This is a genomic window from Microcoleus sp. A006_D1 (genome assembly GCF_036702805.1).
Classification (GTDB): Bacteria; Cyanobacteriota; Cyanobacteriia; order Cyanobacteriales; family Microcoleaceae; genus Microcoleus.
In genome coordinates, this window is record NZ_JAUBVZ010000002.1 from 38,173 (window position 1) to 52,803 (window position 14,631).

10 protein-coding genes and 1 pseudogene are annotated in these 14,631 nt (G+C 43.8%); 5 read left to right on the top strand and 6 right to left on the bottom strand.

From position 1 onward, the window contains the following. The first annotated feature begins 321 nt into the window (after positions 1 to 321). Positions 322 to 1,935, top strand: coding sequence for a glutamine-hydrolyzing GMP synthase (gene guaA, locus QUB68_RS03075; RefSeq protein WP_332990146.1), 1,614 nt, complete (start codon positions 322 to 324; stop codon positions 1,933 to 1,935). Positions 1,936 to 2,264: 329 nt separating this feature from the next. Beyond that, a complete protein-coding gene (locus QUB68_RS03080) occupies positions 2,265 to 3,050 on the top strand; it encodes a TerC family protein (RefSeq protein ID WP_332989298.1) in 786 nt (261 codons plus the stop codon). An 866-nt stretch (positions 3,051 to 3,916) separates the two neighbouring features. On the opposite strand, the gene QUB68_RS03085 is transcribed toward QUB68_RS03080, so the two are convergent. Together QUB68_RS03085 and QUB68_RS03090 are read right to left on the bottom strand one after the other, a co-directional pair. Continuing rightward, positions 3,917 to 5,059 carry an ISAs1 family transposase gene (locus tag QUB68_RS03085; RefSeq protein WP_332989300.1) on the bottom strand — a complete coding sequence of 381 codons (1,143 nt, stop codon included), beginning with the start codon at positions 5,057 to 5,059 and terminating at the stop codon, positions 3,917 to 3,919. Between the two features lie 78 nt (positions 5,060 to 5,137). Further along, positions 5,138 to 6,487, bottom strand: a complete 1,350-nt coding sequence (locus QUB68_RS03090) for an acyl-CoA synthetase (protein ID WP_332989302.1) — start codon at positions 6,485 to 6,487, stop codon at positions 5,138 to 5,140. Between the two features lie 669 nt (positions 6,488 to 7,156). Here QUB68_RS03090 and QUB68_RS03095 point away from each other — a divergent pair. Both QUB68_RS03095 and QUB68_RS03100 read left to right on the top strand, forming a co-directional pair. Beyond that, positions 7,157 to 9,418, top strand: a complete 2,262-nt coding sequence (locus QUB68_RS03095; protein ID WP_332989304.1) for a DUF1796 family putative cysteine peptidase — start codon at positions 7,157 to 7,159, stop codon at positions 9,416 to 9,418. Between the two features lie 182 nt (positions 9,419 to 9,600). Next, positions 9,601 to 9,777 (top strand): annotated as a pseudogene (locus tag QUB68_RS03100) (ATP-binding cassette domain-containing protein); the annotation flags it as partial. Between the two features lie 31 nt (positions 9,778 to 9,808). Here the strand turns inward: QUB68_RS03100 and QUB68_RS29925 are convergent. The 4 genes from QUB68_RS29925 to QUB68_RS03115 all read right to left on the bottom strand — a co-directional run bounded on the left by QUB68_RS29925 (position 9,809) and on the right by QUB68_RS03115 (position 12,225). Continuing rightward, positions 9,809 to 9,961, bottom strand: a complete 153-nt coding sequence (locus tag QUB68_RS29925) for a type II toxin-antitoxin system RelE family toxin (RefSeq protein WP_442923037.1) — start codon at positions 9,959 to 9,961, stop codon at positions 9,809 to 9,811. A gap of 104 nt (positions 9,962 to 10,065) precedes the next feature. Further along, positions 10,066 to 10,320 (bottom strand): hypothetical protein, encoded by a 255-nt coding sequence (locus tag QUB68_RS03105; protein ID WP_332989308.1) that lies wholly within the window; start codon positions 10,318 to 10,320, stop codon positions 10,066 to 10,068. A gap of 34 nt (positions 10,321 to 10,354) precedes the next feature. Further along, a complete protein-coding gene (locus QUB68_RS03110) occupies positions 10,355 to 11,092 on the bottom strand; it encodes an MAE_28990/MAE_18760 family HEPN-like nuclease (RefSeq protein ID WP_332989310.1) in 738 nt (245 codons plus the stop codon). Continuing rightward, positions 11,089 to 12,225, bottom strand: a complete 1,137-nt coding sequence (locus tag QUB68_RS03115) for a DUF262 domain-containing protein (RefSeq protein WP_332989312.1) — start codon at positions 12,223 to 12,225, stop codon at positions 11,089 to 11,091. The genes QUB68_RS03110 and QUB68_RS03115 overlap by 4 nt, the downstream gene beginning before the upstream one ends. Positions 12,226 to 12,660: 435 nt before the next feature. Between QUB68_RS03115 and QUB68_RS03120 the strand changes: the two genes are divergently transcribed. Further along, the gene (locus tag QUB68_RS03120; RefSeq protein ID WP_332989314.1) at positions 12,661 to 14,583 is read left to right on the top strand and encodes an ABC-F family ATP-binding cassette domain-containing protein; all 1,923 of its coding nucleotides are present in this window, start codon (positions 12,661 to 12,663) and stop codon (positions 14,581 to 14,583) included. Positions 14,584 to 14,631 lie beyond the last annotated feature (48 nt).

The window sequence follows — 14,631 nt, forward strand, 5'->3', positions numbered from 1 at the left end:
ATCCCGTAATTCTTTTTAAAAGAGCGATCGGGATAATATTTAACAACTAATAATTTTCAGTCCCTAGACCTTGATTATACTGGGTTGCGTCCTGAAGAAATTTGTGATTCAATAGTTCCATTAATCATGGTAAGGCTCGAAGTAAATCTATGCTGGTCGCAGACCATATTAATCGACTAACATCGCGGACAGCAATCTAGTCTAAATAAGATTTATTCCTAGCGACTAATGCTCGCTCGCATTCATCAATATTGGATCTCGGCGGCGACAAATACTCCGCTACGTTCTGCCCAATTAGCAATTAGCAACTACGCAATAACCGTGACTACTCAAATAGAAACTGAATCAGACCTCACAAACTCTTCTCTGGGGAAAGTAGACCGCCAGACGATCGTGATTCTCGACTTCGGTTCGCAATATTCCGAACTGATTGCTCGCAGGATTCGCGAAACTCAAGTATATTCTGAAGTTATTTCTTACCGCACTACGGCAGAACAGTTAAGAGCGATCGCTCCTAAAGGAATTATTCTTTCAGGAGGCCCGAGTTCTGTCTACGATGAAAAAGCTCCCCAATGCGACCCGGAAATTTGGAATTTGGGAATACCGGTGTTGGGCGTCTGCTACGGGATGCAGTTGATGGTAAAGCAGCTCGGCGGGACAGTTGAGCGGGCTAAGTTAGCCGAATACGGCAAGGCATCGCTATTTATTGACGATCCTACAGATTTGCTGACAAATGTCGAAGAAGGCGCCACGATGTGGATGAGCCACGGAGACTCCTGTAGCGATTTGCCTCCTGGCTTTGAAATCCTCGCTCACACGGACAATACTCCGTCTGCTGCTGTTGCTCACCACGAGAAAAATTTGTACGGTGTTCAGTTTCACCCAGAAGTGGTTCACTCGATCGGCGGACAAGCTTTGATTCGCAATTTTGTTTATCATATTTGCGAGTGCGAACCGACTTGGACAACAGCTACTTTTGTCGAGGAAACTATTCGCGATATTAGAGCCAGAGTGGGAGACCAACGAGTTTTGTTGGCTCTATCCGGCGGGGTTGATTCTTCAACTTTAGCTTTCTTGCTGCACCAGGCGATCGGCGACAAACTTACCTGTATGTTTATCGACCAAGGGTTTATGCGTAAGTACGAACCGGAACGGTTGGTGAAATTATTTCAAGAGGAATTCCACATTCCGGTGCAGTACGTTCTAGCTCGCGATCGCTTTTTGGCTCAACTTGAAGGCGTTACAGATCCTGAAGTAAAACGCAAGCGGATCGGCCACGAATTTATCAGTGTATTTGAAGAAGAATCGAAGCGCCTCGGCCCCTTCGATTATCTCGCCCAAGGTACTCTTTATCCTGATGTGATTGAATCGGCTGATACGAATGCAGACCCGAAAAGTGGCGAACGAGTTGCTGTTAAAATTAAAAGCCACCACAATGTGGGCGGCTTGCCTAAAGATTTGTGCTTTAAGCTGATTGAACCGCTGCGAAAATTGTTCAAGGATGAGGTGCGAAAAGTCGGCCGCTCGATCGGGCTTCCCGAAGAAATCGTCAACCGACAACCTTTCCCAGGCCCGGGATTGGCGATTCGGATTACGGGAGAAGTTACCGCAGAGAGACTGAATATTTTGCGGGATGCGGACTTTATAGTTCGTCAAGAAATTAACCGACACGGATTGTACAACGAACTTTGGCAAGCTTTTGCAGTTTTGCTGCCGATTCGCAGTGTGGGCGTGATGGGCGATCAGCGCACCTATGCTTACCCGATCGTTCTACGATTTATTAAGAGCGAAGATGGGATGACGGCTGACTGGGCGCGGGTTCCTTACGATTTGTTGGAATTGATCTCGAACCGGATTGTGAATGAGGTTAAGGGCGTTAACCGGGTGGTTTACGATATTACTTCTAAGCCGCCGGGAACGATCGAGTGGGAGTGATAGCTAATTAGCTATTGAGGGGGCGGACAATACTTTTGTCCGTCTCCTAGACTGATATCAACCCTAAGCCCTGATGCTGGCGCTTGCCGCCGAAGATGGCATTGTACTGAGTGCTCAACTGTAACCGGAGGCTCAACATCGATCGCGTAAATCCGCTACATCCGTTAAAATCCCGTACATTGCTGGTTGCGGAACTGCCTTGAGAGCGATCGCCCGCGACAAAGTTGCCGCACTAGGTTAAGATAAATAAAGGTGACACTCATTTTAGACAGAGCCGGTGATTTGCACTGCGCTCTTAGCTTGCAAATCTTAGGTGCACAAATTAATTAATGCTAGATCAATTTCTCGACGCTTCCCCAAATTTGGGAGTTGACACCTTTTTATTATTGTTGGTTTTGGTAGCTTTAGAGGCGGTGCTTTCGGCTGACAACGCGATCGCCCTGGCATCTATTTCCAAAGGTTTGGAAAATGAAAAGCTACAGCAACAAGCTCTCAACCTCGGTTTAATAATTGCTTTTGTACTGCGGATAGCACTAATTTTAACAGCGACTTGGGTGATCCAGTTCTGGCAGTTTGAACTGCTGGGAGCGCTGTATCTACTGTGGCTAGTTTTCCAGCACTTTTCCTCAGATTCTGACTCCGAAGGAGAACATCACGGCCCCAGATTTTCGTCTCTGTGGAAAGCAATTCCAGTGATTGCTTTGACGGATTTAGCATTTTCTTTGGATAGCGTTACCACGGCGATCGCAATTTCTGACCAAACTTGGCTGGTGCTCACAGGCGCCACAATAGGAATTATCACCCTGCGATTTATGGCCGGCTTGTTCATCCGCTGGCTAGACGAGTTCGTACACCTAGAAGATGCTGGCTACATTACAGTCGGCTTCGTGGGAATGCGATTGCTGGTGAAAGTAATTAATGAAAATTTAGTACCTCCGCAGTGGCTGGTAGTTGCCAGTATTGCTGTGATATTTGTCTGGGGATTTTCTAAGCGCACTCCCGAGTCGGTGGAGATTGTAGAATCTCTTACAGAATCTGCGGAAGTTGCTGTCAATCTGCCGCCGGATGTAGAAGTTGCAGTGCCGGAATCGCAACCACAGAAGTCGGAAATTTAACATACTTCCATCCAGAGGCTCGAATGTATAGCTATTTAGCAGAACACGAGCCGTTTTTTGATGTCGAATCTTGTCACTCGCTTGCCAAGGTATCGACATTTTCATCATCAAATCAAAAACCTTCAAATACCGTATTTGCCGATCAAGAAAGCAGTCTAAAATTCCTGTTGAGTGGCGATAGACAAGTTTAGGATTAGGTATCAACACCAAAGAAACCGGGTTTTCGATTGGGATTAAAGACCGTAGACCTATTGCAAAAGTCCTTTTAATCAAATTTTAGGACGGGCAAGATGCCCATCCCACAATATAAAAAACTTTTTGTGGGATGGGCATCTTGCCCGTCTTAGGTATTTTTGCAAGAGGTCTCGTGATTCAGTTTTATTGTAAAAAACCGGGTTTCTGAACCCAGAGATTGGTGACAATTCCGTTAAATTGATGGTTGTAGCAACATTTTTGAAAAATGGTATTACCGCGAAGCTCAAGCAAATAGCTCAATGACTGTCGGCTTCGTCACTTTTCCCATCGCATTTCGAGGTAATTCTTCAAGTATCAAAATTTTGGTCGGTACTTTATAAACCGCCAGTCGCTCTTTTGCCCAACTCGTGAAAGATTCTAATGTTAAACTAGGCTGCGATCGCAATACAGGGGGAACGCATCTTATTGAACACTGTTCATCGGTGGTGAGTATATTTTAAGATAAATTCACCATTGTTAGAAGCTATAGACACACTTTGTAATGACTTTTAAGAGAAAAGAGGAACTGATTAATGATGATTTTCACTTGCTGCCATTTTTGAGATAATAAAAAGCTTACAACCACTATTTAAAAGTTGTATAATAGTTAGAAATGAGTTGTTTATAAGAATTTAGTTAACTGAAACAGCGAGAATTTTAGTCAAATATTCATCATCCCACCCGGCTCGAAGTCGCTTATTCTTTGCTCCAGTTTTTGAAGTTTTTTCTTGATTCAAAAGATTGAGGGAAATGTGTCTAAGAATGGCAAAATTTTGCGGAGCATTATCTTTTCTGATTCGACAATCATCTTCACGGAAACCTACATCTAATACCCAATGTAATGAATTTTCGATACCCCAATGACTTCGGACTGATTCACCAAATTTTTGAGCATTGTTTGGTAAACTACTAATGTAATAGCGAGTCTCAATGGTTGTTTTCTCCTTCACTATTCGCACGGATTCTATCATCCCTATACTCTGAAGATTCTCCCATTTATTCTCGGGGTCAACTAGCTCTTTTATATTACTTAACATTAAGTGATGTCGTATTTCTAAGCGACCATGATTACTCTCTTTATTGGTCGAATAAGCTGTATGTGTAAAGCCATAATATTTGTTTCTCATTGCTTGTTTAAACAACTCTTCTACTCTTGCATACAGAGATGGCTGGTTATTTTTTAACGTGATCACGTAGTCTCCTCCCTGTTCGACAATTGACTTAACAATTGACCTCTGGCAGCCCATCGCATCAATGGTGACAATGCTTCCGTTTAATTCTAACACTTTGAGTAAAGCCGGAATTGCTGTGATTTCATTAGATTTTTTGTCAACTTTAACTTGCCCTAACACTAATCTTTGACTGGTCGCCCAAGCACTTACCATGTGAATGGCTTTTTTGTCTCCTCCCCGATCGTAAGAATGGCGAAGAGTTTTGCCATCAATTGCGATTACCTCTCCTGGATTAAAGCAGCTAATAGATTGAATCCAGTTCAAAAAACATTTTTGAAATTGCTCCGGTTTGAGGCGAGAAAATACTCGTGCAATTGTGTCGTGTGAAGGTATGCCATTCGGCAATTCTAAAAATTTATTTAACCATTCATATTTAGAGCGACCGTAACTTTCGATATCCACCCATGTGTCAGCACCACAAATCACCGCACAAATTGAGATGGTAATAATATCATTTAATTGATGGCGTCTCGTCCGCTCAATCCTTGGATCTTCTAAGTCGGCAAAATGGTCGGCAATGGTGATTTTAGGTTTGAGCTTCATAAGAACGAACTCTGATTAAATGTTTGGTGGGCACTCAATAATCATTCTCCAATATACCAGGTTCTGCTAACATAAGATTTAGATGCGTTCGCCCTGCGATCGCAATACCAGCGCCGCACAAACCCGCTCACCCCATTCTAGATCCTCAACCCCAACCACCGCACATTCTTGAATCTCTGGATGCGATCGCAATACTTCCTCAATTTCCAACGCAGAAACCTTATAGCCTCCGGTTTTGATGATGTCTACACTAATCCGTCCGAGAATGCGGTAATTGTCATTTTCGACTACCGCCAAATCTCCAGTACAAAACCACCCATCTCGGAAGGTTTTAGCCGTTGCTTCCGGGTTTTGCCAATATTCTAGAAACACTCCCGGGCCTTTGACTTGGATTTCTCCTGGTGTTCCTGGTGCGACTACATCTCCACTTTCATCGACTAATCGCACTTCTACACGAGGTAGAGGTTTTCCCACATATCCAGCCGCCCGTTTACCATGTAAAGGGTTGGATAAGGCCATCCCAATTTCAGTCATTCCATAGCGTTCTAGCAGAAAATGATTGCTAATATTTTGCCACTTTTCTAATACTTGAACGGGTAATGCTGCGGAACCAGACACCATCAGGCGCATTTTTGCACAACTTTCCGATCGGCTTTTTTGACGATCGCCCGAAGCAGTTTCCCAAGCAGCAATCAATTTCACATAAATTGTCGGTACTGCCATAAATAAGGTTAAATCACCTTCACAAATTCGATTCCAAACGGTTTCAGGATCGAATTTGCTCAACATATGACACTGCGCCCCTGCCCATAAAGCACAGGTTAAGACATTGACAATTCCGTGGATATGGTGTAAGGGAAGTACGTGGAGAATACGATCGCCCGATGTCCATTCCCAAGCATCGATTAAGCTAGTTACTTGAGCTTGAATATTGTGATGAGTGGTGACTACACCCTTGGGTTTTCCGGTGGTACCGCTGGTGTAGAGAATTAAGGCGCGTCTGGTGATATCTATTTCTGGAAGAGGACTAATCTGAGTGGGAAGGGTTTCTGATGTGAGGATAAATCGGAGGTTGTGCGATCGCGCGATCGGGCGCAATAGCTGCTCAAAATTGGGATGAGCAACAATCGTTGATGCTCCAGAATTGAGGATAACATACTCTAATTCTGGTCGCGGGTGGGACACGCACAGAGGTACGGCGATACCGCCAGCGCGCCAAATTCCCCATTGAGTAGCGACATACTCAAAGCCAGAAGGGATGAGAAAATCAATTCGCTTTTCCTGTAAATCGGCGGCATTCTGAAGCAGATTTGTTGCTATTTGACTGGATGCGTGCAGCAAATCCCCATAGGTATAGGTTCCTTCGTTGGTGGCGATCGCAATTTGGTCTTTGTGTTCTAGAACACGATTTATCAATGGGAGATTCACGTTCTTTTACCGATTTAGGGCTGATTTAGTGATTGTTTCTATAAAATGAGTCGAAATTTATTGTAATAGAACTTAGGCTCACAAATCAGGTTGATGCGAAAAATGTTTGGTTTGGCGATCGGATATCTACGCATAAAGCTGTTAATTTTATTGCGAATATCTAACTGAAAATTATCTAAAACAGTTGGCTAAAATTCACATAACTTTGTAGAATTATGCCTGTGGGAAAGCCGTTATCAAAATCATACCCAGCGATGGTTCTGTGAGTGGAATCACCAAGGGGTAGTCCTGCTTTCTTGAATGAGAGAATTCGATGCAACCCTTTGGGTATAAGAATCAAGAAGGCGAAAAGGCGACGCTTCTGCACCACTACCCCGGAACGCTTCGCCCCTACACAATCGGGAGGAATCCTGTAGGAAAGACTATTAATACTATTCAATAGACAAGACTGCAAAAATACCTAGGACGGGCGGGACGCCCATCCCACAAATTTTTTTATTGTGGGATGGGCGTCCCGCCCGTCCAAAAAATTGATTAACAGGACTTTTACAAGAGGTCTAATGTTATTTCAAAGACATATTTTAAGAACTGTATGTGGTATCCTCACAGCAACTTTGAGGATTCAGCTTTCCTGTCCGGCATCGCATCTTTAAAATCGGCAAAAAACCTATGTATCGATTCCAGATTATTGGACACACGCAGACGGGCGAATCCATCGGTATCGTCGGTTCTACCCCCGAATTAGGATTGTGGGATATCACCAAATGCGTACATTTACGTACAAATGCCGATCGCTATCCTGTATGGTACACCGATATAGACATTCAGATGTCTGTGGAGTTAGCCGATCGCCAGAAAATAGAATATAAGTACGTGTATATTGATGCCAACGGCATCGCAGAATGGGAAGGACTCGGTATCGATCGCTGGATACCGATCGACCCAGAGCCCAAATCCAGCACGATCGTAGTTGACGATGGCGCCTTTAGTTATTTGCAGCCTTATCCCTTCGGATACCTGGAGGAACCCGCTGTCAAAAAGCCGTCAGCAACAGCCTCTGAAAATTTAAAAATCGCAGTTATTGGGAGTTCCGTCGCGCAAGGCCATAAAGCCTGGATGTTCAATGGTTGGGCTACCCAGTTGGGAAAAACTTTGCAGGAAAAATACGGGCATCAACTGGTGAATGTGTCTCAAGCGGGGACGAATGTCACCAGCACGATCGCCCGATTTCCCTCAGTTATCGCCCCAGAACAACCAGATATCGTGATTATTGCCCTTTCTCTCGGCAACGAAGGGTTAGCCCACTGTCGCCCCCACGAACGACGGGCCGCCCAACGCCGGTTTGAAAGCGGTTTGCAGCAGTTGGTGAAAATGACGCGGGCACTCGGAGCACGTCCGATTTTAGGGGCTGTCTATCCGCACGGGGATTATCAGTCGGAACATTATTGGCTGCTGCGAGATACGCACCAGCGGATGCTGAATTGGGGCGTTCCCATACTGGATTGGTTGGGAGTTTTGGACGACGGACAGGGACGCTGGAAACCTGGCATATCTTTCGATCCGGCTCATCCTAACACGATCGGTCACAACCTGATGTATGAGACGATCGATCTAAGCTTGTTTGCGATCGACAAAGACGAATTAGCACGAGAAAAACAATACTTTTGGCAACCGAAAGACATTCTAGTTTACTGGGACACTGAGGGTTTCCAAGTCTCTGCTTGTCTGGAAGAAAAGCATTTGCGGATTGTCAATCCATCACCAAACAATTACAAAATCGCTCCCTATTGGCAATCCATGCAAACTGCACTGCAATCCAAAGCAGGATTGATACCGGGGATCTACATTGCCAAAAATGCCGAACCAGTGACGCCACGTTTCTTTGCAGTACAAGAGAATGGGGCGATCGAAACTACACTAGAAATTCCCGCCGGCGCCAAATTAGAATACACTGCTGCTTTCAATATTTTTGCGCCGAACAACTCACAACTGTTGTTCTATGACGGACATTTGGGTATTTTGAAACAGGATGATACCCACCTTTGGATTATCAACGAATCAGACAAAGAATACAACATCCAACCCATGTGGAAGGAAGTACGTGGCATCCTGAAAGCCATGCCAGCGGGTGTCTATGACGATCCGCTGCATCCCGACGCACCCTTTCGCACGATGATGGTTGGCAAAGATGGCCTGGAAAGCCGAGTGAAAGCACCGCCTAAGTCGGCTGTTTTGTTTCAATATAAATGTCAATTATCTGATATCAGCCGTGTGGCGATTTTGCCTCTGGGCGATCGCTGTGCCGTGCGGATGATGCTGTATAAAATGGAGTACGATGGCCCCGCTTTTCCCTTCGATCTGACGCGCACTACCAATATTGCAGATGTGGCTGATGCGATCGCCAGCCGTTTTTGTGATATGTGGAATCCTGATTTTCTCAACTACAGTGCTGAAGCTGGCAGGATTTATCACAGCAAGTGGTCTGGTCTTTCTTTTGCCCATGAAGTTGAGGATACAGACGATCCTGTTAACGATATGTCTCCGGTATACGAACGGATGCGCGATCGATATACGGCACGTTCTGAGCGGTTTTGGTACGCGCTGGAACATTGCGACAAGGTGCTGTTTGTCCGCACGGGTATTTGCGATCGCCATGGTGCGATCGATCTAATCTATAAACTGGAGAAACAATGTCAGGGAAAACCTTTTCAATTGCTGCTGCTTTCTCCCCAATCTTCCGATGAGTTTGCAGGTCTTGCTAATGTGCTGCATTACAATTATGAGTTTAATCCCGATCGAATGTATGAGGATTTGGGACACTGGATGTACTGCACGGATGTGATGCGAGGGATTTTGGAGTCGATCGGGGTTTCTAGCAAAAACCTGTTTTGGTGTCCGCCTAAGATACCGAAAAATCAGTCAAAAGGGTGACACAATCTCTGGTCAATTACCCGCAATCTGTAACGGTTTGTAGTGAGAACTTTAGTCCAATGGCACTGAAAAAGTCTGAATTATTGGCTGGCATACAATGAGTTTCCAATGGTTTGGGCCTCCGTGATTTACCAAATTTCAGTGCCATTGATACTAAGTTAGGTGAATAATTTTATATACTGATGACTATTTTTACTCTGCGATCGATCAAAAAAGACTTCGGCATCAAGGAACTCTTGACAGATGCCAGTTTTAGCCTCGATGAAGGCGATAAAGTCGGACTCATCGGCACTAACGGTTCCGGGAAATCCACCCTGCTGAAGATGATTGCGGGTATGGAGTCGATCGACGCGGGCGATCGCTCTTGCTGCTGGGCTTATCAACTCGCCCTCACGGTTCATAGGCCTCACTGCGATTAGCTATCGCCACAACAAATACCTGCACTATTTCATCGTCGATCGAGTAAATGACTCTGTAGTCTCCAATTCGGTAGCGATAGTACCCTGCAAAATCTCCTTTAAGGGCTTTAATATTAGGGTGCAACTGGGGAGTTTGCTCGCTTCTGCGCTAAACATCGGGCAATTTTATTCGCTAGGGCTTTGTCAGCATTGACATAAACCTTTTGAGCATCAGGATGGAGGCGATCTTCATACATCGGAGCGCAGATTTCTCCAGCTTGCGTAATCAGTTTTAGGAGTTGCTTGATTTTGCTTAACTCGCTCTAGCAATCCAGAAATTGCCAAAAGTTCTTGAGTTGCAGCTTCGCTTTCAGCATTGGCTAAGTAAGCGGCAAAATCAGTAAGTACCTGCAATCGTTCTGGTGATAGTTGTTTGAGTAAGTCGTTAAGCTGGCGGTGTAACTCTGTCACAGATATCAAATCTGCTGAGGAGCGATCGTTCATTTGGGAATTATCCGTGCTTTATTTATTTCTAATTTTACCGCAGAGTATTTTTGTTTGTCAATTGGGTTCTGTATTTCTTGTTTTCAATGTAATCATCAATATTATTCAACAGATGAGTCAAATATTTAACTAATTTATCTTTGTCATCAACTAACTTGCTCCAAGTTATTAGACTCTGACTCGAAGCATCACAAAATGAAACATTTCCATGTGCCAAATCGCATCGTATCTTAACCACAAAATTCAGAATATCATCTATTTCTTTACTCAGAACTCCTAAATTCCCAAAGAAACCATACATATCTATGAGTTCTTTGATAGTTTTAGCATCCAAATTTCCCGATATTGGAATATTAGATGGATCTAACGAAACCATCTCATCATCTAAAACTGATTCAATTAATTCCTGAAGATTGTCTGCTACAGTATCCTTTTTGATATATGAATCTCTAAAGCTTTTACTTCTATCGTTCAGCAACCATAATCTTTTTATTTTCGGACTTAAATCTTTATAAGTTAATTGATAAGTCAAAATAACATCATGAATTGCAGTTATACCATTTCTAATAGAAGATTCGACCAGATTGTATAATAGCAGGTAACAATGAGACTTCAATATTTTTTGGAGATCGCTATCAACAATATATTCACCTGATGGGAAAGTGATTGAATTAGTAGAAAATGCACCAAGTTGTTCAATTCTATCTACTAACTCAAAATATTTTTGGATTTCTGCTACTCGCCTGTTAAATTCTTTGATGAAGTCTTTCATAGGCTTTGACTTAAAAGTTTGTCTTTAACATAGTCAATTCTTTCTTTCATATTCTGGGGCTTGTGAGTTTGGTAGCGACCTATTGGAATCCGAAAATAATCGGTTTGATTACTTATTTCTGAAGGGTTCCATAAATTTTGAACAGTTAAATTAGGCTTTTGCTCAAGAGCTAGATGAGAACCTACTGAAATAGCTTCAAAGTAAGGGCGTGCAGTTGAATCAGAATCATGATTTCTCTTAAATCCACTTGGAAAAGTTTTCTGCACAAAATTCAACATCCTCTCAAAATCAGATAACTTCTTCTGCTTTTCCTCATTTGGGAAATGATGGTTTTTCAAAATAACATACTCATCAAGAAATCTAGCAACCCCTGTTCTTTCAAGATTGGCTTGATTGTTCTCGCCGGAGAGGTTAAATTCTGGATAGGTTTCAGAAAAAGCAAAGAATCTTAGAACGAGTTCAGCTTCCTCATTTCTATCTTGAAAATATCTACCAATTGGGCAAAGCTCAATGAGTTTTTTATTTGTAGCGCAATCAAAGATGAAGTCTGTAAAATCACCCCTATAAACACCTTTCCTTGTCTCCATTGGAGTTAAATCAAGGCTACTGGTGTTGATTCGATCGAACATATCATTTCTTACTTTCTCATCAGCTTTGTCTGAGAGAACTATCATTCTGATCGGAGTGTTCTTAAATTTTCTTTGGCGTGATGGTGCGAGATTTTTAAAACAGGAACCATTTAGACCATTTAATATTCTCAGATTCCTCAATTGCAACTGATTTGTCATGAAAGCTGCAAGAGTCCTAACCCTCTGAGATCCATCAACAATCTCTAGTCTTCCAGTTTCTTTAATTTCTGCGACAAAGAGCACGGGAATAGGCAGACCAAGAATAATGGATTCAATTAATCTAGATTGACGATTAATATCCCATACAAATTCTCTTTGATATTCAGGCACATAAATCTCACTGAAATCATCGTCATCTTTTTCGAGGTATTTATTTACTATGAATTCGATGGTGAATTCCCTAGTATCGTAGTCAATTTCTTGCCTTCTTTCGTCAATTTGATCTTCCGCCAGAATTTGCTTTTCTGCCATAGTGATGATGTCTTGCTTAACTGCTTTAGACATAAGAACCTACTTTTTTATAACTTTGCTTAAATAGCTGTAGCATAATTAAAACATAGCCAGGTGTGATTATTGTACAGCCAATATTTATAAGACGCTACAACTAAGGATTAGGGGCTACCGGATTATCGTATCTCATGGATAGGAAGTCGGCTGAATTCTCACACATAACTCAGCAGGTTAGATATATAGTTAGACGCAATATGCAGTCTAATTATCTTAATATTGAGATTTTACCGTATACGGTTTTTGTTTGTCAATCCCCAATGCCGATCGCACTTCAGTCAAAGTTTACCCATTTATCAAGATTTAGATAGTCTAAAAAATCGAGTTCGCCCTTGTCTTGAAAAACTTTCATCGGAACGACAGACCATATCCATGCAACCGGACATGATCGAACTAAGCTAAACTAAGCTAGGTAAATGACTTGATATACTGATGACTATTTTTACTCTGCGATCGATCAAAAAAGACTTCGGCATCAAGGAACTCTTGAGTAATGCCAGTTTCAGCCTCGATGAAGGCGATAAAGTCGGACTCATCGGCACTAACGGTTCCGGGAAATCCACGCTGCTGAAAATGATTGCGGGTATGGAGTCGATCGACGCGGGCGATCGCTGGGTCAATCCAGGGTCTACAATTGTGTATCTCCCGCAACAGCCAGATTTAGACGAAAGTCACACGGTTTTAGAGCAAGTATTTGCCGACAGCGGCGAACAAATGGCTTTAGTGCGGGAATATGAAGAAATTTCCGATCAACTGTCCCACGGCAAAGGCGATACCGATAAGTTGATGTCGCGCCTGTCTACCGTGTCGGCGCGCATCGACGAGGTGGGCGCGTGGGACTTGGAAACCAAGGCAAAATTGATTTTGACTCAGTTGGGGATTGAGGATTTTGATGCGAAAATTGCCGACTTGTCCGGCGGCTACCGCAAGCGCATTGCCTTAGCCACGGCGCTGTTGTCCGAGCCCGATGTGTTGCTGATGGATGAACCGACAAACCACTTGGACGCGCTGTCTGTGGAGTGGTTGCAGAACTATTTGAACGGCTATCGCGGTGCGCTGCTGCTGATTACGCACGATCGCTATTTTCTCGATCGCGTTACCAATCGGATTCTGGAGATCGATCGCGGCGACCTTTACAATTATGCTGGCAATTACGCTTATTACTTGGAGAAAAAAGCCCTAGCAGAAGAATCCGCTAGCAGCACTCAGCGCAAACACGCGGGAGTATTGCGGCGCGAGTTGGAATGGCTCAAGAAAGGGCCGAAGGCGCGCAGTACCAAGCAAAAAGCTCGGATCGATCGCATTAAGGATATGCGCGCCCAGGAATTCAAAACATCCAACGGTAAAGTCGAAATTGCCACAGCGGGGCGCCGGATTGGTAAGAAAGTCATTGAGTTGTTGAATATTCGTAAAGCCTATGGCGATCGCACCTTAATCAAAGATTTTACCTACAATTTCACTCCCGAAGACCGGATTGGAATTATTGGCTGCAACGGTGCGGGAAAATCGACGCTGATGGATATCATCACCGGGCGCATCAAGACGGATTCGGGTACTGTCGAAATTGGCACAACCATTCATATCGGTTATTTTGACCAGCATTCAGAAGATTTGACGCCGAATGAAGACCAGCGGGTTATTGAATACCTGAAAAGTGTGGCGGAATTGGTGCAAACAGCCGACGGGGAAATCATTACCGCTTCTCAAATGTTGGAGAAGTTTCTGTTTCCCCCCAACCAACAGTATGCACCGATTAACAAGCTTTCGGGCGGCGAAAAGCGCCGGTTATTCCTGCTGAAAGTGCTGATGAGTGCGCCCAACGTGCTGATTCTCGATGAACCGACAAATGACCTGGACGTGCAGACTCTGGCGGTTTTGGAGGATTATCTGGAAGACTTTAACGGCTGCGTAATTGTGGTTTCGCACGATCGCTATTTTCTCGATCGCACGATCGACATGGTTTTCGCCTTAGAACCGGGCGGCAATTTGCGCTTGTATCCCGGCAATTACTCCGTGTATTTGGACTACAAGAAAGCCGAAGAAGCCAAGGAACTCAAAGCACAAAAAGACAAAGAAAAGCTTGCACGCACCCCTGAATCTAACAATTCAAAAGCCAAAACTTCTACTGCAAAATCAACCAAAGTTTCGTTCAACGATCAGCGGGAATACCAGCAGTTAGAGGCTCAAATTCCGAGACTGGAAGCTGAGAAACAAGAAGTTGAGAAGATTTTGTCAAACAATGCTCCGAGCGGGTTTGCGGAGGTGAAGAAGTTATCGGATCGTTTGGCTAAATTGACGAAAGAAATCGATCGCGCGACTGAGCGGTGGTTGGAGTTAGCGGAACGAGTCGGTTAAGACCATTTTAATTTTTAGATGGGAGATTTTGGCGGAGCGTAACTTTAA